The sequence below is a fragment of the Kordiimonas gwangyangensis DSM 19435 = JCM 12864 genome (assembly GCF_000375545.1).
Taxonomy (GTDB): Bacteria; Pseudomonadota; Alphaproteobacteria; order Sphingomonadales; family Kordiimonadaceae; genus Kordiimonas; species Kordiimonas gwangyangensis.
In genome coordinates this window covers 81,688-101,262 of sequence record NZ_AQXF01000003.1, presented here as the reverse complement: position 1 = coordinate 101,262, position 19,575 = coordinate 81,688, and the positions used below count along the sequence as shown (strand labels likewise).

Annotated in this window: 20 protein-coding genes and 1 tRNA gene; 8 read left to right on the top strand and 13 right to left on the bottom strand. The window is 57.0% G+C overall.

What is annotated here, in order from left to right; translation table 11 throughout:
• Positions 1-4: 4 nt before the first annotated feature.
• Positions 5-1,105 carry an alkaline phosphatase D family protein gene (locus tag B150_RS0108835; RefSeq protein WP_020399551.1) on the top strand — a complete coding sequence of 367 codons (1,101 nt, stop codon included), beginning with the start codon at positions 5-7 and terminating at the stop codon, positions 1,103-1,105.
• Between the two features lie 73 nt (positions 1,106-1,178).
• Here the strand turns inward: B150_RS0108835 and B150_RS20305 are convergent, their stop codons facing one another.
• Positions 1,179-2,318 (bottom strand): alkaline phosphatase family protein, encoded by a 1,140-nt coding sequence (locus B150_RS20305; protein WP_211205936.1) that lies wholly within the window; start codon positions 2,316-2,318, stop codon positions 1,179-1,181.
• A 128-nt stretch (positions 2,319-2,446) separates the two neighbouring features.
• A complete protein-coding gene (locus B150_RS0108825) occupies positions 2,447-3,241 on the bottom strand; it encodes a helix-turn-helix domain-containing protein (RefSeq protein ID WP_020399549.1) in 795 nt (264 codons plus the stop codon).
• Between the two features lie 149 nt (positions 3,242-3,390).
• On the opposite strand from B150_RS0108825, the gene B150_RS0108820 reads away from it, so the two are divergent.
• The 4 genes from B150_RS0108820 to B150_RS0108805 all read left to right on the top strand — a co-directional run bounded on the left by B150_RS0108820 (position 3,391) and on the right by B150_RS0108805 (position 6,132).
• Positions 3,391-3,801: a hypothetical protein gene (locus tag B150_RS0108820; protein WP_020399548.1), complete on the top strand. Its 411-nt coding sequence runs from the start codon at positions 3,391-3,393 to the stop codon at positions 3,799-3,801.
• A 163-nt stretch (positions 3,802-3,964) separates the two neighbouring features.
• Entirely contained in the window at positions 3,965-4,336 is a 372-nt protein-coding gene (locus tag B150_RS0108815) for a YciI family protein (protein WP_020399547.1), read from the top strand.
• Positions 4,333-5,586 carry an RNA polymerase sigma factor gene (locus B150_RS0108810; protein WP_020399546.1) on the top strand — a complete coding sequence of 418 codons (1,254 nt, stop codon included), beginning with the start codon at positions 4,333-4,335 and terminating at the stop codon, positions 5,584-5,586. The genes B150_RS0108815 and B150_RS0108810 overlap by 4 nt, the downstream gene beginning before the upstream one ends.
• Positions 5,587-5,703: 117 nt before the next feature.
• Entirely contained in the window at positions 5,704-6,132 is a 429-nt protein-coding gene (locus B150_RS0108805) for a YciI family protein (protein WP_020399545.1), read from the top strand.
• Between the two features lie 96 nt (positions 6,133-6,228).
• Here the strand turns inward: B150_RS0108805 and B150_RS0108800 are convergent, their stop codons facing one another.
• Positions 6,229-8,151 (bottom strand): TonB-dependent receptor domain-containing protein, encoded by a 1,923-nt coding sequence (locus B150_RS0108800; protein WP_020399544.1) that lies wholly within the window; start codon positions 8,149-8,151, stop codon positions 6,229-6,231.
• Between the two features lie 55 nt (positions 8,152-8,206).
• Positions 8,207-8,677 carry a DUF1203 domain-containing protein gene (locus B150_RS0108795; protein ID WP_020399543.1) on the bottom strand — a complete coding sequence of 157 codons (471 nt, stop codon included), beginning with the start codon at positions 8,675-8,677 and terminating at the stop codon, positions 8,207-8,209.
• Between the two features lie 204 nt (positions 8,678-8,881).
• On the opposite strand from B150_RS0108795, the gene B150_RS0108790 reads away from it, so the two are divergent.
• On the top strand, positions 8,882-9,643 hold the full coding sequence (locus B150_RS0108790) for a substrate-binding periplasmic protein (protein ID WP_155860008.1): 762 nt from the start codon (positions 8,882-8,884) through the stop codon (positions 9,641-9,643).
• A gap of 94 nt (positions 9,644-9,737) precedes the next feature.
• Entirely contained in the window at positions 9,738-11,165 is a 1,428-nt protein-coding gene (locus tag B150_RS20300) for a mechanosensitive ion channel family protein (RefSeq protein WP_020399541.1), read from the top strand.
• 67 nt (positions 11,166-11,232) lie between these two features.
• On the opposite strand, the gene B150_RS0108780 is transcribed toward B150_RS20300, so the two are convergent.
• Together B150_RS0108780 and B150_RS0108775 are read right to left on the bottom strand one after the other, a co-directional pair.
• Positions 11,233-11,802 (bottom strand): type 1 glutamine amidotransferase domain-containing protein, encoded by a 570-nt coding sequence (locus B150_RS0108780; RefSeq protein WP_020399540.1) that lies wholly within the window; start codon positions 11,800-11,802, stop codon positions 11,233-11,235.
• Positions 11,803-11,820: 18 nt separating this feature from the next.
• Entirely contained in the window at positions 11,821-12,303 is a 483-nt protein-coding gene (locus B150_RS0108775; RefSeq protein ID WP_020399539.1) for a pyridoxamine 5'-phosphate oxidase family protein, read from the bottom strand.
• 282 nt (positions 12,304-12,585) lie between these two features.
• On the opposite strand from B150_RS0108775, the gene B150_RS0108770 reads away from it, so the two are divergent.
• Complete coding sequence (locus B150_RS0108770) at positions 12,586-13,743, top strand: DUF748 domain-containing protein (RefSeq protein ID WP_020399538.1); 1,158 nt, start codon at positions 12,586-12,588, stop codon at positions 13,741-13,743.
• Here B150_RS0108770 and B150_RS0108765 read toward each other — a convergent pair.
• From B150_RS0108765 to B150_RS0108735, 7 genes are all read right to left on the bottom strand, one after another.
• Complete coding sequence (locus B150_RS0108765) at positions 13,735-15,891, bottom strand: efflux RND transporter permease subunit (RefSeq protein WP_020399537.1); 2,157 nt, start codon at positions 15,889-15,891, stop codon at positions 13,735-13,737. The two genes, B150_RS0108770 and B150_RS0108765, sit on opposite strands and share 9 nt — an antisense overlap.
• A 142-nt stretch (positions 15,892-16,033) precedes the next feature.
• Positions 16,034-16,711, bottom strand: coding sequence for a hypothetical protein (locus tag B150_RS0108760; RefSeq protein ID WP_020399536.1), 678 nt, complete (start codon positions 16,709-16,711; stop codon positions 16,034-16,036).
• A gap of 226 nt (positions 16,712-16,937) precedes the next feature.
• Positions 16,938-17,279 (bottom strand): hypothetical protein, encoded by a 342-nt coding sequence (locus B150_RS0108755; RefSeq protein ID WP_155860007.1) that lies wholly within the window; start codon positions 17,277-17,279, stop codon positions 16,938-16,940.
• Positions 17,280-17,283: 4 nt separating this feature from the next.
• Positions 17,284-17,478, bottom strand: coding sequence for a hypothetical protein (locus tag B150_RS0108750; protein WP_155860006.1), 195 nt, complete (start codon positions 17,476-17,478; stop codon positions 17,284-17,286).
• A 125-nt stretch (positions 17,479-17,603) separates the two neighbouring features.
• Positions 17,604-17,693, bottom strand: a tRNA-Ser gene (locus tag B150_RS0108745).
• A gap of 75 nt (positions 17,694-17,768) precedes the next feature.
• A complete protein-coding gene (locus tag B150_RS0108740) occupies positions 17,769-18,176 on the bottom strand; it encodes a thiol-disulfide oxidoreductase DCC family protein (RefSeq protein WP_020399533.1) in 408 nt (135 codons plus the stop codon).
• Positions 18,173-19,525: an HTTM domain-containing protein gene (locus B150_RS0108735; protein ID WP_020399532.1), complete on the bottom strand. Its 1,353-nt coding sequence runs from the start codon at positions 19,523-19,525 to the stop codon at positions 18,173-18,175. The genes B150_RS0108740 and B150_RS0108735 overlap by 4 nt, the downstream gene beginning before the upstream one ends.
• Positions 19,526-19,575: the final 50 nt, after the last annotated feature.

Genomic DNA, 19,575 nt, shown 5'->3' with positions numbered 1-19,575 from the left:
CACCATGATCACACGCCGCACCGGCCTGAAACTTCTGGGCGCCGCCGCCGGCGCGACTGCCTTTGCACCAGCAAGCCTTGCTACGCACGATAGCATGCCTGCCACGCAGCCTGCGGGCACCGTCTCCCGCATCCTCTTTGGTTCCTGCGCGAACCAGGACAAACCGCAACCGATCTGGGAGCCGATTAATGCGCTCGACCCCGACCTTTTTATCTTCCTCGGTGACAATATCTATGGCGACACACGCGACATGGATGTGCTGGCCGGGAAATATAAAAAGCTCGCCTCCATCGAGGGTTTCAAGCGTTTGCGCGAGAAAACCCCGCTTATTGCCACATGGGACGACCATGACTACGGCGAAAACGATGTAGGACGCGAGTATCCGCACAAACAGCGCTCCAAAGAACTGTTCTGCGACTTCTGGGGCGAGCCCGCTGACAGCCCACGCCGCCGCAAGGACGACGGCATCTACACGTCCTATATGTATGGCCCTGAAGAGCACCGCATTCAGGTGATTATGCTCGACCTGCGCTGGAACCGGACCGAGCTGACGCATGTGACGCGTGAGGAGTTCAAACGACGCGACCAGATGGCCTTTGGCCCCTACCTGCCCACCACGGCACCGGGCGCTACCATGCTGGGTGAAAAACAGTGGCAGTGGCTTGAAGGCGAACTGAAAAAGCCCGCCAAGCTACGCATCATCGGTTCAAGCCTGCAGTTTATCTCCACCTTCCCGGGATGGGAGGCGTGGAGCCTGTTCCCGAACGAGCGCAAACGCATGATTGACCTCATTCGTGCGACCAAAGCCAACGGCGTGCTGTTCATCAGCGGTGACACCCACTGGGCCGAAATCTCGCTTCAGGATGACGAAAACACGCCCTACCCGCTTTATGACTTCACCTCAAGCGGGCTCACCGAGACCTGGTACAACATGAGCCCGAACGCCTACCGCTTGCCAGGCTGCATGTACACCAAAGCCAACTTCGGCATCATCGAGATCGACTGGAATGTGCCCAACCCGCATATCGTGCTGCAGGCGCGCAATGTGGCGGGAGAGCCCGTATTTGAAAAATCCCTGCTGCTTGACCGCCTCTCTCCCCACTAGACGCTAACGGGCGATCGACCTTCCTCGGCAGGGAGGAAAAGGGTGGAGCCTGGGCATGGGCTCCACCCTTTTTTTATTTGCGCACGGCAGCCTCAATAACTTCGCCGTGCGCCAGCACTTCATGGCTATCCTCGAACGTCAGGCCCATAAGTGCAGCAGCTGTTGGCGCCACCTGATTGAGGGTGACGGTTTCGCCCGCCACCTCGCCGCGCGCCGGTGTATCGGGCCCAAGGAATGCCATCCAGATTTCACCGTCACCGGCAAATTCGCTCACCGCCGTGGTGCCGTCTTCCTTGGTATAGGGGAAGCGGCCGTGGTGTTTCCATGTCTCAAGGCTTTCGCTGCCACGGCCATGGTCTGTGGTTATGATGAGCGAGGTGCGGCCTGCATAGCGCGGGTCAAGCTGCAACCATGCCCACAGGTCTGCAATCGCCTTGTCTGACCGGTGGGCCGCCATGGCGTATTGGTCATAGTGGCCGTCATGGGCAAAGTCGTCTGTCTCGCCCAGCGCTATATAGACGAAATTCAGCTTCTCGCGCTTCAGTGCCTCACGCGCATAGCCCATGGTAAAAGCGTCAAGCCGCACCGTGTCCCACGGGCTTGGCACCTGTTCCTGCAGTTCGTTAAGGATCGCAACGCGTTTGGTATCGCCCTCATAGGCCTCAAAGCCCGCGTTCACCGGCACGCCTGCGCGTTCCTCGTTCACGATATAGGGGAACACATCCCACGAGCCGAAAGCTTCCACCTTGCCCTTGTAGGCCGGCATGCCATTGAGCCACTCAAGAATGGTGCGGTTCGGGTTCAATAGCTTGTCGTTGCTGACAAGGCGTTCATCGTCGGCAATGCCGGTCAAAATCTCGCTATAGCCGGGGTAGGAAAAATGGTAGCGGTTGGTGACATCACCTTCGCTGCCCTTGTCCCGGTTGCCGTACAGCTGGCCATCGCCCGCCACAGTCGACCACAGGAAGGGCATCAGTACTGCACGGCGCTCCTCAGCCGTGTCGCGCCAGTATTTGGCTTTGAAATCAGCGTGGTGTTTCTTGTGGGCGATGTAGGCGTCTTGGTCGAAAAACGCGTTGTCTACGCCGCGGAACACCTCCTGCCAGCGCATGCCGTCAATGGTGACAAGAACAACGGTATCGGTTTTGGTTTCCGCTGCGAACGCACTGCAGGACAGGCTGACGGACAATGCCAATGCTTTAAGAAAGCGCACAAATTCCTCCCTCAAGGTTAGACACAATAACCCGCTAAGGGGCCATGCTTAAAGGGGCACTTTGCGCGCATGCCATGAAGCTTTTTTGTCAGCGCTCAATAAAATTGAATGACTATTCAAAAAAAAGATCAGTTGCCCGATAGCGCGATGCGTGTGGCGTCGTTTGCCGGGAAAAAACTTTCAATCGCGATCTCAGACAGGGTTACATCCACCGGCGTGCCGAACACGGTGATGGTGGAGAAGAAAGATAGCTTGCCTTGCGGCAGCATCAGCTCAAACGGCACAAACACATCACCATAGTCCGTGTGCCCGCCGGGTGTTTCCTCATCCGCCGGATAAGCCTTCAGTTCCTTTTCAAGGTCTACGAGTGTTGGATCTGCGGTTACCTGAATTTGATGGGCGAGGCGCTCGAGCAGGTGTTTCTTCCAGTCACCCAGATTGGCAATGAAAGGCGCGAGCCCACCGGGATGCAGCGAAAGGCGCAGCACGTTGATCGGTGGCTCCAGCAGCGACGCCTCCGCGACCAGCGAGAGGAAAGGTGTAATTGCCGCATTGGACGCCACCATGTTCCAGTGCCGGTCTACAGCGATAGCGGGGTAAGGTTCATGGCCCTTGAGCAGCAGGTCAATCGCCGCCCGCGCAGCCTTCAGCGACGGGTCATCAAGGTCGCGCGCAAGATACATCGGCGCGAAACCCGCCGCGAGCAGCATGGAGTTGCGCTCCCGAAGCGGGATATCAAGGCATTCCGTCAGGCGGATCACCATGTCCCGGCTGGGGGCCGAACGGCCTGTCTCAATAAAGCTCAGGTGCTTTTGCGAAATTTCGGCCTCAAGGGCAAAATCAAGCTGGCTCATGCGCCGTCTCGTGCGCCACGCCTTCAGTTGCCCGCCAAACCGCTGCTGTGTGTCTTGTGCTGTTGCCATTGGTTTTTCCTCGCTGTGATCGTCGGGCCGTTTGCATTCCTCCTTATTGGTACAGGCGAACTAAATTGCATTCAATTACCTCCCAGTTAATCGACACGCGCCCTTGCCTCCCCGATCATAAGGCCATCACCTGAGCAAAGGAGGACCCCATGACGAAGACTGCACATTCATTCCCGCTTCTGAAATTCGCACTTCTGGCCGACGCTGTGGCAAGCGGTGCCACCGGCCTTTTGATGGCCGCAGGCGCCAGCCTCCTGACCGGCATGCTTGGCCTGTCGGCCGACCTGCTTCTCTACTCCGGCCTGTTCCTGCTGCCCTATGCCCTTGCCGTGGCCTATGTGGGCAGCCGCACGTACATCAAGCCCGGCATGGTGTGGCCGATCATCGTGCTCAACATCCTTTGGACGATCGACAGTTTTGTGCTGATCGCGAGGACAGAGGCCACCACCCTCGGCATGGCCTTTGTCGCCTTCCAGGCCGTGGTCGTGTTCGCCTTCGCGGTTGCACAGATCATGGGCATCAAGCGGCAGAAAGCCGAAGGCCGCTTTCAGGCTGCATAAACAACCCTAAACCACCTCTCCCTTGGCTCCCGTCGCACTTCCCCGCGCGGGAGCCATTTTTTTGTCTCTCCAAGCTGTGTGGTGGCGGCACAGAAAAAAATGATACGGTGCTGTCGGACCAGCGCGGACCGGTTCGTCCTGTGAGATGAGAGGAAGTGAGAAGATGCTCTACGCCATTCTTTGCTACAATGATGAAGCCACCATCAGCAACTGGACGCAGGAGGAAGAAGAAGCCTGCATGTCGGCCCTGATGAAGGTGCAGGAACCACTCCTGAAGGCAGGGCGGCTTGGCCCGGTGGCACGGCTTATGCCCACATCGGCCGCCACCACGCTCCGTAAGGATCAGGACCCACCACTTGTACTTGATGGCCCGTTCGCGGAAACCAAGGAGCAGCTTCTCGGCTTCTATATCATCGACTGCAACTCGCTCGACGATGCGCTTGGGGTCGCGAAAGACCTTGGCCGCGCCAATCCGGGCGGTGCGTTTGAGATACGCCCGCTCCTGAGCATGAACGCTGGAACCCTTGAGACGTGAATGACATTGCCAATATCGACAAGACCCTGAGGGCCGTTCGCCCGAAAGCCGTTGCGGCCCTTCTCAGGTATTTCCGCGACCTTGATACGGCGGAAGAAGCCTATCAGGAAGCCTGCCTGCGCGCACTGACCAAATGGCCGGAAAACGGGCCGCCGCGCGACCCTGCGGCGTGGCTCATATTTGTGGGCCGAAATTCAGCGCTTGACGGTGTGCGCCGGGCATCCAAGCTGCAGGCGCTGCCCGATGAGGCCGCGATATCCGACCTTGAGGACGCCGAAGCCGCGATGGCGGAAAGGCTGGACACCGCCGACTATAAGGATGACATCCTCAGGCTTCTGTTTGTGTGCTGCCACCCGGACCTTCCGAAAGTGCAGCAGATTGCCCTCGCGCTCCGGATCGTTTCCGGCTTGTCGGTCAAGCAGATCGCGCGCGCCTTTCTCGTGGGTGAACGCGCGATGGAACAGCGTATCACGCGCGCCAAACGCCGTATTGCGGAAGCCGAAGTCGCGTTTGAGACACCAAGCGCCGCTGACCGCACTGAGCGCCTCGCCGCGGTCGCCGCCATGCTTTACCTTGTTTTCAACGAAGGCTATTCGGCGGCGGGCGAGAATATCGCCGAAGGCCCGAAACTGTGTGAAGAGGCCATCCGCCTCGCGCGTATGCTGCTCACGCTTTTCCCGGCAGAGCCGGAACTGATGGGTCTCTTGGCCCTTATGCTGCTGCAATTCTCACGCAGTGCCGCGCGCTTCAGCGCGGACGGCAAGGTCATACTTCTTGAGGACCAGAACCGTGACCTATGGAACCGGGACATGATCGCCGAGGGCCTTGCGCTCATTGATAAAGCGATGCGCCATCAGGCCCCGGGCAAATATCAGATACAGGCGGCGATCGCTGGCTTGCACGCCCGCGCCTGCAAGCCCGAAGAGACAGACTGGGCCGGGGTGAACGCGCTGTATGAGGCGCTGGAACGCATTACGCCCTCGCCCGTTATCACCCTCAACCGCGCGGTTGCGATCTCGAAGCTTGAAGGCGCAGAGGCCGCGCTTGCGCTTGTTGACCCGCTTGTCGACGCGCTGTCGGGCTATTTCTATTTCCACGGTGTGCGGGGGCATTTCCTCAAGGACCTAGGGCGGGATGAGGAAGCGCGCATTGCCTTCAATCAGGCTATCGCACTTGCCAACACCGCCGCAGAAGCCGCGCATATCCGCGATCAGCTGGACCAGCTCGCGGCACGTAAAACCGGCGGATAAAACTTTCTCAAAAAAAATCAGATCGCCTGTCGGGATGAACTCACTCCGTTCGTCCTATGGGCAACAAAGCGCGATGAGGCGCTGATGTAACTGACACAAAGACCAAGGAGACAAACGATGCGAGTGATGATTCTGATCAAGGCAGACAAAGACAGCGAAGCCGGTAACCTGCCGAGCGAACAACTGCTCACTGACATGATGGCCTATAACGAGGAACTGGTGAACGCCGGTATCATGCAAGGCGGTGATGGCCTGACCCCAACATCGGCGGGCGCGCGGGTGCATTTCAGCCGGGACGGCCATCAGGTCAGCAAGGGCCCGTTCCCCGAACTCGGCCAACTTATCTGCGGCTTCTGGCTCTGGAAGGTGGATTCGCTCGACCACGCTATCGAGTGGGTCAAAAAATGCCCGTTCCCGCTTGAGGGTGATGGTGCGGAGATTGAGATCCGCCCGATGTTCGAGATCGAAGATTTTGGTGACGCCGCCACGCCGGAACTGCGGGTCAAGAATGACGAGCTGCGCGCCCGTACGGAAGGCGCCGCATAACAAGCGTCACGACAGCGATATTAGAGAAGCGATACCGGCGGTGCCTTCATCATGCACCGCCGGTATCTTTCATCCGGCCATTGCCTCCCGGATGAATTAGAAAGCGGCGGTTACAAGCAGGCGCAACTGACGCGGCTTGTTGTAGTCAAATGTCTCCGCCCCGCTGACGACCCAGCTGAAATCATTGAACACATTGAGGAGCTGCGCCCGCATGGTCACATTTGTGCCCGCGACCGGCATGGTATAGCGCGCGCCCACATCCACCGTGACACGCGCCGGTGTGCGGAGCTGATCACCCGCCACAATGCGGGAGCTGGCGTAAGCTTTGCCCACAGCCTCAAGCCCTGCATCAAGACTAAGTCCCTCCATGCCTGGCAGCGCGTAGTTGGCGTAGGCCACCGCGCGGTAACTAGGGACCGCGACTGGGCGGCGATCAAGTGTGCCGTTGTCGTCCGACAGCTTGGCATCAGTCAGCACACCGCCGAGCACCACGTTTAATCCGTCCATCAATGGGCCAGACAGCGACGCCTCGATACCACGGTGCTTCACCGTGCCAATCAGGCCATAGATGTTGCTATCCGGGTTAAGCCCGGCATATGGCTTGCGGGTATCAAAGCCCGCCACGATGAGCGACATACCGCCTTTTAGGTGATAGCGGAAACCGGCCTCGCGCTGGGTGGCGATCACGGCATTCAAAACCGCGTTGCGGTTGGCCGCATTTGCGGGCGCTGTGCCCGCTTCCTCAATGCCACGGCTATAACTGCCATACAGCTCTACCGAGCCCGTGATGCGGTACGCCGTGCCGATATTGTATGTCCAGGGCTTGCTGGTGTTTGCGCTTTCGCCCAACGGGCCCGTGAACCGTTTTTCATAGTCTACTCTCATCAACCCCGCGGAAAGCTGCAGCCGCTTCCATGCCTTCAGATGATAGGCAATACCAAGGCCAAACTGATCAATCTCGTCCCTCAGGTTTGCGGCGCCGGTGACGGTATAATCATCCGCCACTTCAGGCCGTTCACCAAAAGGCGTGGAGCCAAGGTCAAATGCCTCACCGCCACCGAACCTGTTACGGGAAATGCGCGCACGCCCGACAAGGTTGATATGCTGTTCAACATCTTCGCGTTTTACGGCATGACCAATCTCCACCTCGCCCGACCATGCGGTCGCACGCTGAGCCGGGGTCACGATCAGCGTCGTGTCAGCTAGTGCTTCTGGGTCCGCAAGGCCAAATACCTGCGTCACCTTCCGGTTCGGGTCCTCCTGCGAGAAATAGGCACTGGCGGACGCGGACCATGCGGTGCTCAATTGCGCATCTGTCAGCAAACCGACAACACGGCGCTGTCCTGTCTCCCGCATGTCGTGCGGCATAAGGAATTGCCCACGTTCAATCTCACCGGGCAGGAAAGTGCCATCGGTTTTCACCACGAACTTGCCGTCCCGGTCATAGTCGTATTCCCCGACAAAAAGCTGAACCGCGCCGCGCCCGAACGATCGCCGGAAGGTACCGGCCAGCAGCCAACTGTCCTGCGTGCCGCCCTGATAGTTTTCAGCGCCCGCTTCGAACCGCGCACCACCAGCGTAGGAATAACTGCGGTCTGCCGCGCCGTGCTGCAAAAGCGCCTCAAGATAAATGCCGCCAAAATCACCACGGCCCGCCGTGAACAGGTTTTCCGCATCCGGACCGGGACCGCGCAAGCGATAGTCAACCACGCCGCTTGGCCCCGGGAAGTTCACACCGAATGTATTGAGGCCAATGCGCACCGTTGTGTTTTCGATAAACAGGCTGCTGACGCCCGAGCTTTTGACAAAATACCGGCCGTTGAAACGGTAGTTTCCAGCCGCCTCGAGATCGAAACCACGCACAGAGCTTTCATCATAGATGCCAACAGACTCATCACCATTGACAAACCCGTAGGCATCCTCCGCCTCCGTCACAGCGTTCTGTGTCGCCTGTCCATAGGCCCCACCACACCAGAGAGCAGGCACCAGCGCACCTGCAATAACGTTCCGTTTTTTCATTATATTTCCTCGCGACCGTAACCCGGCCCTATGTGTTTGATATGTTTGCTGGCGGTCAGGCGCGGTCGACGCGTGCCAGATAACAGCCACGCCCAGCAGTGTGGGTATGAAGGTATGCGGTCTCGGGGACTGCGAGCATCTCGCGAAATTTGGCGGCTGCGGTTTCACCTTCCACAAGTTGCGCATCGGTCATCATGCCGTGCGCGTCAAAAGCACGAACAGAGATGAGCGAACGCAATTTGATAATCTCCGGCAGTTCACCGGGCGCCATGACACCCAGCTCAGCCCTGTCGCCAACAAAAATGGCGTGGGAAGACCGGTAAGGTGACGCCACATCAAGATGGCAGTGATTGAGGAGGAGCACACGTGCACCCACTTCAAGCTCCCGCAACGAGACCCTGCAGGGCGCGCCGGGGCGGCCATCAACCGTCATGGCATGCACGCCTAAATTCAAAAGTGCTTCATCAGAGAGGCCGTAGAGGTGCGCAAAATGCTGAGCATCAAGCGCCGATACAATAAATTCCATAACCCGTAATCCCGTGTTGTTACGGGCTAAGGATTACGCGGCATCTGATGCGCCGACACTCCGCTCCTTGCTGTCAAATTCAAAAAGGTGGAAAACGGTTTCTATAGCGTCAACGAAAGTATGAAAAATTTTAACCACTTCGTTTTAATCTACTCGAAGTTGGGTCACACTTTCTTCAAACTATCAAAGCTCCGTGGGGATGGGGTGCGCTATAAAATAGCATTGTTGTTTTGCCTTCTGGTCAGTGCTGGCACTGCAGTGTTCGGTGCGGATACACGCTTTCTGACCCATAGTCTGAATAGTGCCACTTTCATTGATGCAGAAGGCAACATGCGCGGGCACCTGCATGCCGGCAGGCGGGCTTTTTATGTAGAAGTCATCCACGCCATGATGGCTGAACGCGGCATGATCTCACCGATCGAAGAAGTGTCGCTTGGCCGAGGTTTCCATCTTTTGGCAGGCCCCGAACGTCATGCCTTTTTCAATGTCATCCGCAATGACCAGCGGCGTGACCTCTATAAATGGGTTGGCCCCATAGATATTTTTCCGACGTATTTTTATGAGCTGAAGGACGCGCCGACCGGCATCAAGTCGATGGAGGATGCCAAAAAGGTCGGGTCTGTATGTGTCCTCAATGGCAACAATCTGGTCTCGCTTCTCGATGGCCTCGGTTTCGAGAACCTGCTGCGTGCAAACTCCAATGACGCCTGCACCAAACTACTTCGCTACAAGCGCGTAAGCCTTGTGACCGGCAGCGAATTTCCGTGGTTCATGACCAATAGCGAAATTTCTCAGGCCTTGGTACGAACGCCCGTCACGGTATCGATTGACGAAGGTTTCATCGCTTTCTCCCTCACTGTAGAGGATGAGGAAATCGCAGCCTGGCAGGCGGCGCTCGACGGTATCAAAGCATCGGACAGGTATGACGACCTGCGCATCATGCACCTGCGCCCTCACAAGGAATAAGCCCATTTTTATGGTGTCTTGATGCCCGCCACCGCCGGTCCCTCTCCACCCTTTATGGCTGCTGCCCTAAACTCTCGCGCCAGAGGAGACCCAAATGGCAGAGACAGACAGCAGCATTGGTGACATCAACCTTGCAGACATCGCAGCAGAAACCGCCAGCCTGAAAGGCTGGGTGATGTCTTATCTTGAACAACCGCAAACCTACAGTCAGTTCGCCATCATTGCAGCCATCGTTGCGATCGCACTGGTTGTCGGCAAAATCGTGCAGAAAAAGATCGCGGAACCGATTGAGGATGACCGCGACAAAATCCGCACCATTCGCAAGATTGCCCCGAAACTCGCGGCGCTGATCGCACCCGGCATTGCCGTGGTGTTACTGATTGCCGCGAACCGCCTGTCGCTTCGGTTCATTGAAACCAACGAGGTCACGGAAACCGCCATTCGCCTCGCCACCATCTGGCTGATGTGGACGGCGGTTCGCAGCCTCGTGAACAGTCCCTTCATCCGCACCATTGGCATGTGGATATTAATACCCGCCGCCCTTTTGCACGCGTTTGGCGAACTGGGTGAGGTGATCGACGCCCTCGAAGCTGCGAGCTTCACCGTCGGCAAGCTGGAGCTGAGCGCCTACACCATTGTGAAAGGCTTGGTGCTGTTCAGCATTCTTTTCTGGCTCGGCAAATTCCTGAGCCAGTCGGGCGGTGAATACATCCGCCGCAAGGACAGCCTGAACATTTCAACGCAGGAGTTGCTGGTCAAACTTTTTGATATCGTGCTCTACATCATCCTGTTTGTCGTCGCGCTTGACCTGATCGGAATTGACCTGACGGCGCTCACGGTCTTCAGCGGTGCGCTCGGTGTAGGACTTGGCTTTGGCCTGCAAAAAATCGCCTCCAACTTCATCAGCGGCATCATTCTCCTGAGCGAACGATCAGTAACGCTTGGCAATCTGGTCGAGATGGACAACGGCACGTTTGGTTACATGCGCAAGCTTGGGGCCCGCGCCAGTGTAATCGAAACGTTCGACGGCAAGGAAGTGATGGTCCCCAATGAGGATTTCATCACCTCCCGCGTGGCGAACCTCACCCACTCCTCCACCTCAGGCCGTATTGAAGTTGCGGTCGGCGTTGCTTACGGCAGCGACCTCAAAGTGGCGCATGACTGTATCCTGTCTGCCGCAGAGAACTACGAGGGCGCGTCCCGCCAAGAGGACTATCTGCCACAGTGTTTCTTGCGGTCCTTTGGCGACAGTTCGGTCGACTTCCTGCTCACATTTTGGGTGGACGATGTGCATAGCGGCCGCTGGCGTGCGCAAAGCGATGTCATGTTCACCATCTGGGAAAACCTGAAGGAAGCCGGCATCGAAATCCCCTTCCCGCAGCGCGATATCCACATCAAGGACGCAAACATCGACTTCCGCAAATCAGAACCCAAACCCGAAAAAGGGAATGGCAACGAGAGCGGGGAAAGCGATGAAGGTACCGATGTTGCACGCCAAGACGACCAAGACGAAGCTGCGTGACACACCAATAAAAAACGGGCCCAAGGGCCCGTTTTCGCTGTGCGGCATGTGTGCATAACCTGTGCAATCAGGCACGCTGCTCCGCGTGTTTGCCTTCACAAAACTCTTCAATCGCTTTGGCGCAGAAAGCGTCCAGGTCATCCGGGTTGCGGCTTGTGACCAATCCTTCGTCCACGACCACCTCCCGGTCGACCCACGAACCGCCCGCATTGATGATATCGGTCCTGAGGCTGGGCCACGATGTCATCTCGCGCCCATCCACGACGCCCGCTTCCACGAGCGTCCATGGGCCATGGCAAATGGCAGCTACCGGTTTGTGCTGCTTGAAAAACTCCTTCACAAAAGCAACGGCTGGCTCATCCATGCGGAGCGCATCGGGGTTATGCACACCGCCCGGCAGCACAAGCCCGTCATAATCGCCAACCTTGGCGTCCATCACCTTGCGGTCAACGGGGAATTTGTCACCGAACTTATCGTGATGCATGCCCTGCACCTTGCCGGTTTTGATGGAGATAAGCTCAACATCTGCGCCCGCTTCCTTGATTTCATCCCCCGGACGCGTCAGCTCAATCTGCTCAAAGCCGTCGGTCGCGAGGAATGCGATTTTCTTGCCTTTCAGTTTACCGTTCTTGCTCATGATATTCTCCTTCTCCAGTTAGCCGTATTTGCGGTTGTCGTGCATATCGGGCGTTTTGCCGGTAAGGTTCGCCTTGGCGATCTCATAGAGCTTCACCATGGCGTTCGATTTGGAGTCCCAAACCTCAGCCTGTTCCACATAAATGCCCATCAGGGCCACGTTGGGGTCGTCCTTGCCGTCCGGGAACCAGGCAGCAGCTTCCGCGTTCCAGAATTTATCAATGAGTGCGCTGTCATCGGTGAAACGCACCGCACCTGATAGCGACACATAGGTGCCGCTTGAGGTGTCAGCATAGGTGGCGCAGACGCGGGCATCTTCTGCAAGTTCTGCAACTTTGTCGGACGCTTTCGATGTGAAGAACCACAGTACGCCGTCGAAGTCTTCCTGTTCGTGCCGCATGGGGCGCGCACGCAATTGACCATGGTCATGGCTTGTCACCATCGCGACCTTGATGGGTTTGATATAGTCCCAGATTTCCTGAGCTTGTTCACGTGTCATCATCGGAACTCTCCTTTTGAGCAGGGGCAGGTCCGGACTTGGCCGAACCGCTACACAGTTGCGGGAAAGGATGATGGAAGGCGGCATCCTTTCGCCGCTTCACTAGGAAAATGAGAATAAAGGGGCTTGGATCAGGAACCGATACCGGTCCCGCAGGCAGATATAAAAAGCAGATAAAATCCCCCGTTTGATGGCGCCTTTATGAGCACAAATGCACTTCCATATGGAGAAGATAGGCCCGCTCAGGCGTCATGGATGCTGAACCTTTTCCCATGAGGCCAGCCCATGACAGCACCTTTGCTCGCGTATTTTGCACGTCACAAAATCCTCAGCTCTGCGCTCGCAGGGCTTGTCATTATTCTCATCGGCGCCCGCCTCTACCTGCCCTATTACCTGCGCGATTATATCAACGATGAAATCCGCAAGCTGGAGAACTATGACGGCCAGGTCGAGCGGGTGAGCGTGTCGCTGTGGCGGGGGGCTTATCAAATCCACGGCATGAACATTCGCAAGGTCTCAGGCGGACTTGATGAACCCTTTGTGGCGGCACGCACCATCGACCTCGCGCTGGATTGGGGGTCGCTCGTACGCGGTCGCATTGTTGCGGAGATTGATATTTACGAGATCGCCTTCAATGTCGCCCAGAACCAGACTGGTGAGGGCGCAGGCTGGCTTGGCTTCATCAATGTCATTTCGCCCCTCAGCGTGAACCGGTTGACGGTGCATGGCGGCCGCATTGCCTATCTCGATTATACCGCCGACCCGAATATCGATCTTTTCATTGAGGATATCGTGCTTTCGATGACCAACATCCGCAACGTACGGGAGGAAGGTAGCAAGCTGCCGTCGCGGCTGGACGCTTTTGGCACATCTGTGGGCGGTGGTGATGTTCGCCTCGCAGGCAACCTCAATATCATCAAGGAAGTCCCGGATTTTGACATTGCGCTGGAGCTGCAGGATGCGGACCTCACCGCCTTCAACGACTATGCCCGCGAGTTTGCTGCCATTGATTTCAGCAAGGGGCGCGTAGGCATCTATATGGAACTCGCGGCTGCGGACGGGCATGTCGTGGGCTATGTGAAACCGGTGGCTACTGACCTCGCGCTGGTGGATCTCGACCAGGACAAAAACCCGTTCAACATCATCTGGGAAGCGCTGGTGTCCGTGTTCATGGAGTTGTTCCAGAACCAGGAGAAGGACCAGTTTGCCCTTCGTGTGCCGCTTGAGGGTAATTTGAACGACCCCGAGCAGGACGGCTGGGCTGCGTTCTGGAGCATCTTCAAAAATGCGTTTGGCCAGGCCTTCACAAAGCAGGAAGACGGCACCATTGAGTTCAATGATGCCTATCTGGAAGCGCTTGAAGAACGCCAAGAGAAACGCCTGAAGCGCGAGGGCAAGGACCCGGACGAGACCGAGCCCCTGCCCGAAACCAGCTCAACCTGAGCTGGCTTCGTCTTCCCGCTTCTGGCGGCCCGCGCGCACGATGTAGGGAAACACCACAAGCGCCATGATGACCGCGAGCCCCGCGCCATATGATATCTCAAGCCCGAAGCGCTGTGAGGGCGGGAAATCCGACAGCGCAAACACCGAGAAGCCGATCATGATGGCGAGCGTGGAGACAACCGCCGGTCGGCTCTGTGTTGAGAGCGCCTCCTTCCAGACCTTGGCACTGCGCATGCTTTTCTCACCCATCTCTTTCATGTGACGTTTGGCGGTCACGGTGAGGTGGAGCATGTCATCCACAATCAGGCCAAGGCAGATATTGATGGCGGGCGAGGAAATAATATCCACCGGCACACCAAACACACCAAGGGTGCCAAGCACAATGGCTGAGACCGAGACCGCACAGACCATCACGCCAACGGACACCATCACAGAGCCCGAGACGATATAGCCGATAATGCCGAACATAACAATGAGGGTCAGGATGCCCGTTGTCATGCTGCGCGCGACGGAGGCCGCCAGTTCGCCCTGGAGATAGTAGGTGCCCCCTGTCGCCGTAATCTCGAACCCATAGTCAAGCGGCAGTTTGCTGATTTCCTCAACGATAGGCAGGCGGTCACGCTCGCGCTCATTCTCCCGCATGCGCAGCATGAAAAGCGCCTGTGTGCGGTCTTCGGTCACGAAGCTTTTGGCGATTGCACCAAACTCCGGCTTCTCGAGGATATCAAGCAGCACGTTCCAAGGCAGCAGGCTGCCGAGCCAATGTTCGTCCCCCTCCGCCATGATGACCGGGAGCGAGATAACTGACCCAACAGCCTCGTGGTCTGCAAACGCATTCTGGAGCTGCCACATGCGGTCATACGCTTCGCTTTCATCAAGCTTCTCAAGGTTTTCGCTACGCACCACAATGAGGAGCGGGTTGCTGCCACCGTTCTCGTCCACATAAAACAGGCCCTTATGAAGGTCAGACTGCTCCTTGAAGTACGAGAGGAGGCTGGGGTCTGTATTGAGGCGCGCAAGGCCGGGCAAGCCAAGGCCGAGCGCCGCCGCGAACGCGACCGTTGTGACCACCGCCGGCAGGTGACGGAACTTGCGTGCGTGTTTTTTGACGCCCTCAGGTGTTTTACCGTCCGCCACACCTTCATGAAGGAACGCAGGATATATTAGATAGGCACATACGAGTGCCGAAAGCGCGCCGATGGTGCCACCCACGCCAAGTTGATTGAGCGGCTTGGCCTCGACAAAGATAAGGCTGAAAAAGCCGAGCAACGTAGTCGCCGCCGCCCAAATGGACGGCGGGAAGGTGTGCGCAACTGTGCGTTTGAGGCGCGCGCCGTGCCCATGCCCCTTCATATTCTGCCAGTTGGAGGTGAGGAAAATCACGTGCGAGAGCGTGAGCACAAAAACAATAATCCCCAGGTTGGCGGTCAGGATACCTATGGGAATGCCCATCAGGCTTTGCACCGTAAGCGTGAGCATGGCAGCCGACGCACAGGCCACCAGCGCACCCAGCACCACCCGGAAGGAACGGAACACCGCAAAGATCACCAGCGCGCTGAGGAAAATGGCACCGGTGGTGAAATTCTTCATGTCACGCATCAGGTTGCGGCGGATCTGCTCCACAATATAAGGCAGCCCGGAAATGCGAATATCGATTTGCGGGGTCTTTTCGCTTTCGACCACCTGCTCAAGCTCTTCAACGAGCGGGGCAAATTTGTCGGTATCAAGAAAGGCGATGACAAAAGTTGAGCCGTCCCCCTCGCCAATCAGCAATCGGCGCCACAGCGGGTTTTCGCGCGCAGCTTCAAGATCACCGGGGCCATTGGTGATGCTCTGCACATCCTTCACACCCTCAATCGCTTGTACGCGTTCGGTAATGCTGGTGATTTTCTCAATGAACGCCGGGTCCTCAATCGTGCCCGGTGTAGTCACATTCAGCAGTACCTGCTGCTGCGACGGGAAAACCTCAGTAATGCGTTGGTTTTTCTGGAAAATTTCACTGTCGGAAGAAAAGAAAAAATCGGATGTGATCTTGGGTTCAAGATCAACTTTCCAAAAGAAAGCCGCCGCGATAACCGCCACAAGAAGTGGCGCGAGTATCGCGGTAAAAGTCTTGGTCCGTTTTGCGTTCGTATCTGGTTCGCTCACGCGCGCCCCCTCGTTCTTGCGCCTCTAACATGGCTAAGAAATGCAGGAGCCTGAGTACCCTGAAACCTTAGGCTCGCTGGAACGGCAATTTGCCGGGCGGCAAAACCACCCGACAAATCTGCTAGGTAAAGCTCTTGGCAGCTTACCCTTGGGTCATGATCGTAACCTTGGCGGATACAATCTGTTCACCGATGCCAAGACCCGCGGTCTCGTCATCCATCACACCCGTTACTTTTACCTTCTGGCCAGCTTTGACGGTCAGCGGCTTGGTCGGGTGGACATCGATGCTTTCACCGCTACGGTCACGAAGCTTGAAGCTGTTGTCTTCGATATCAACTTCTTCAACCGTACCAGAGATTGTCACCATGCCTTCGTCCGGCAGGGCGTCGACGGTGTCAAATTCGGTCTCGGAAGACGCAAATTCCACCGCCTTGTCGAGTGATGCATCAAGGCTGGTTTCGTCATCGCCTGTTGCCGTCGCCATTTCGTCAGCGGCGTCAACAACCGTCACGGACGTCGCGTCAATTTCGCGACCGATACCGGCAAGCTCATCATCCATGACGCCAACGATTTTCACGAGGTCGCCTTCACGGATGGTCAGCTTGGTCACCGATTCCACATCGATGGTTTCGCCACTATCGTCGCGGATGGTGAATTCGGTGTTGCTGTCCACATCATCCACGGTCGCCGTGATCATCACGTTACCTTTCTCAGGAAGCTGGGCAATTTTCGAGATAACCTTGTCACCTGCGACAGCCGCGCCAGAAGCGGCAAACAGGAAACCAGCAGTCACAAGAGCAGTCGTAGATTTGTAAAGCATCGCTTTTCTCCTTACGTCTTTTCGTGCTCCTCGGCTTGAGGCAGGGGAGGTAGCCTGAGCACGAGAGCTGAGTTCAGAGTTACGCAAAGAGAGTCAGGTTTCGATGAGGACAGACAGTCGGCTGTGCTAAGAATCCATAAAGATGGGCAATTACCCGCTTAAATTGAGCCTTTTGCAGGCGGAATAACGACAGCATGGCGGCGAAACTGTGTCGGCGTTGCGTCGCCTATGCCAGCATCATATAATAAGCCGCTACAGCAGTCGCCAGAAGTACAATCGTGCAGGCTGCCAGTGGCCACCACGGATAGGGATTCGAGAGCTGTTCCTGGCTTATTTTGAAGCGGCCCTCATGCACAACAGGGATGTAACCGCGCCGCGCGAGTCTACCGCATGCCTCACGGTATGCACCCTCCAGGGTCTTGCTTGCCGCTTGCACGCTAGGACCATCCCACACCTGAAGGGTTACCCAGGGCGACTGATCATCACGCCAGCCGATTACACCTGGTTTAACCTCGCCTGACCTGATGTGCCTGAAGGACACCTGATCATAAATGTCATCCATGTGCATGTAATCAATGCTCCCGCGAGGATGCGCCTTCTTCGAGCAAGGCTTGCATTTCCTGGCGTCTGATCGCCTTTTCAAGCTTCTCAAGCTCGGCCGTCAGCTTCGCTGAACCAGAACATTCATCCGCGACTGCCGCCCGGCACGCGTCATAAACCCGCGCACGGCCCTCGCCGTCATGGACAGGAAGTTCCTGAAGTTTCAAGAATAGCATCCGGTGGTAATCTGTCACGGCTTGCACCCCAGTTAGCAAGGCAGCCGATGCACAAACGCACGGCGACACATCATATGAGGATGATCAATCAAGCATACAGAAAAGAAAAGAGTAAATGGCGGAGAGAGAGGGATTCGAACCCTCGGTACCCTTGCGGGCACAACGGTTTTCGAGACCGCCCCGTTCGACCGCTCCGGCATCTCTCCGCATCATAGTGCTTGCACCCCTTAGGGGTCAGCGGCGGCGCGCACCCTACTCCAAGCTTTCACCCCTTTCAAGCGCTAATCTTCACTTTGATCAAGGAAGCGGTTCCGCGCGTCAGTATCAGGGATTTGGCAGGTGTCTGTGCGGCCGAACCAGCGGTAGCGATTGCGGCCCACCCAGTTATAGACGGTGTCGCGTAGCGGCTTTGGCACAATCAGGAAAACCGCCATAGTTGGCCATGGGAAACGCAACTGGCTGGCAATTCGTAGCGCTGCACTGGAACGGTCATGCAGCACGCCGTCCTTGAGCAAATAGATCGTATCCAATTCCGGGTTCACGCCAAGGCGCGTGAGTGCGTCGCGTGCATAGTCTGATTGGAGCGCTGCAAAGCGGAACACTTGCTTGCTGTCGCGCGTGAGCACAAAGCGCACCGTGCCGTTACAGAGGTTGCACACACCGTCATAAAAGAGGATCGGCCCGTTCATGGCTTGCGGTCCTCCGAATATGTCTCGAGCCAGTGGTCTTGCGCCAGATACGTGCGCTTTACCGCTGCCAGATTCAGGTCAGGCGCAATGAACCGTTCCATCGGACGGCCATTGACCGACACAAAAGAGTGAGCAAACACCTGCACGTCATCAAGGCCATGTTCAGCCTTGAAGCGGTCATGCAAATAATGGGCGTATTCAAGGATCATGTCTGGCCGGGCAACCATCTTGCGGGCCTGCCTTCCATCCAGATGGTCATAGATATTGATATGCCATGTGCGCCCCGTGTTCGCATCTACAACGCGATAAGCCAGCCCGCCCTCCTTGTCGCGCAACTTCATACGCCACGAAAACCGGTGCCCCTGCTCGTTCCAGGCGACATTACCGTCATAGATATAGGGCCTGAGCGGCAACAGCGCTTGGCTCAAAAGCCATACACACACAAAACCCGCCACCAGTAGGGACGGCTTGAAAGCAGCGTCTTGCATGGGTGCCGCATGCGGTGTTTTGCCCAAAAACTTGCGTGGCCACGAGGCATCGAGGAACAGGGTGGTGCCCACGATGGTCAGCCACGGGAAGATACCGATGTTCCAAAGGAAGTGGTTGGAGATATGGAAACCCGCATAGGCAAAAAACACGACCACCCGAACGCGAGGAATGAGCAGGAGCGGCGCGCCGATGATGTGCAACAGCGCCGCTGCCCATGCCGCCATGACGCCAAAGTCAGGCGAGCGCAGAAGTTCTGCGATAACGCCGGAAAATTCGTCCGCACTGTTCGAGAGCCAATCGCGCAGCGGCAAGCCATTCAGCCAATCGGCGTTCAGCTTCACGATCCCGGCCCAGAGAAGCATGATCTCCATCTGACCACGCGCGAGCCATTGGGACCATGCGGGCATAACCGGTAGCCCGGTGACCGCACCCCGCAGGCGGTCGAGCGACCAAACCCGGTGCGCCGGGATAACCGCGAGCACGAATGCAAGCAGGATGGTGAAATAAAAATGATTCAGATACTGCGCTTTATCGAGCAGGAAGATATAGCTGAACAGCGCGAGCATACCGACAGCCGCCACACGGAAAAACAGCCCTACCATGACAAGGAAGGCGAAGATGGCAAGTAGCTTGGTCACCCATAACATTAGCGCGGGCGGCAGTGGGTCCACCCATTCAAAGCCGTGGTAGCTAAAGCGGAAAGTGGGGAAGAGGAACTTGTCCTCCATCCAGTTGTTGGTTTCATAGCGCCATGCTTCAAAGAGGATAACGGCGCCAAACAGGATGCGAAACAGCGCGAGGGACGCGCCGTCAACGGGCGCAAAAAACCGCTCTTTCCATCCTGCCAGATTGCTGCTCATCGCCTTCCCTACCTACCATCCCTCTCCCTAGCATGCGCCATCTATAGCCG

Bases quoted from the DNA above. Each gene is read 5' to 3' on its own strand.
- B150_RS0108835 (WP_020399551.1), top strand. From the start codon at position 5: ATGATCACACGCCGCACCGGCCTGAAACTTCTGGGCGCCGCCGCCGGC.
- B150_RS0108825 (WP_020399549.1), bottom strand. From the start codon at position 3,241: ATGGCAACAGCACAAGACACACAGCAGCGGTTTGGCGGGCAACTGAAG.
- B150_RS0108820 (WP_020399548.1), top strand. From the start codon at position 3,391: ATGACGAAGACTGCACATTCATTCCCGCTTCTGAAATTCGCACTTCTG.
- B150_RS0108815 (WP_020399547.1), top strand. From the start codon at position 3,965: ATGCTCTACGCCATTCTTTGCTACAATGATGAAGCCACCATCAGCAAC.
- B150_RS0108805 (WP_020399545.1), top strand. From the start codon at position 5,704: ATGCGAGTGATGATTCTGATCAAGGCAGACAAAGACAGCGAAGCCGGT.
- B150_RS0108800 (WP_020399544.1), bottom strand. From the start codon at position 8,151: ATGAAAAAACGGAACGTTATTGCAGGTGCGCTGGTGCCTGCTCTCTGG.
- B150_RS0108795 (WP_020399543.1), bottom strand. From the start codon at position 8,677: ATGGAATTTATTGTATCGGCGCTTGATGCTCAGCATTTTGCGCACCTC.
- B150_RS20300 (WP_020399541.1), top strand. From the start codon at position 9,738: ATGGCAGAGACAGACAGCAGCATTGGTGACATCAACCTTGCAGACATC.
- B150_RS0108780 (WP_020399540.1), bottom strand. From the start codon at position 11,802: ATGAGCAAGAACGGTAAACTGAAAGGCAAGAAAATCGCATTCCTCGCG.
- B150_RS0108775 (WP_020399539.1), bottom strand. From the start codon at position 12,303: ATGATGACACGTGAACAAGCTCAGGAAATCTGGGACTATATCAAACCC.
- B150_RS0108770 (WP_020399538.1), top strand. From the start codon at position 12,586: ATGACAGCACCTTTGCTCGCGTATTTTGCACGTCACAAAATCCTCAGC.
- B150_RS0108760 (WP_020399536.1), bottom strand. From the start codon at position 16,711: ATGCTTTACAAATCTACGACTGCTCTTGTGACTGCTGGTTTCCTGTTT.
- B150_RS0108755 (WP_155860007.1), bottom strand. From the start codon at position 17,279: ATGCACATGGATGACATTTATGATCAGGTGTCCTTCAGGCACATCAGG.
- B150_RS0108740 (WP_020399533.1), bottom strand. From the start codon at position 18,176: ATGAACGGGCCGATCCTCTTTTATGACGGTGTGTGCAACCTCTGTAAC.
- B150_RS0108735 (WP_020399532.1), bottom strand. From the start codon at position 19,525: ATGAGCAGCAATCTGGCAGGATGGAAAGAGCGGTTTTTTGCGCCCGTT.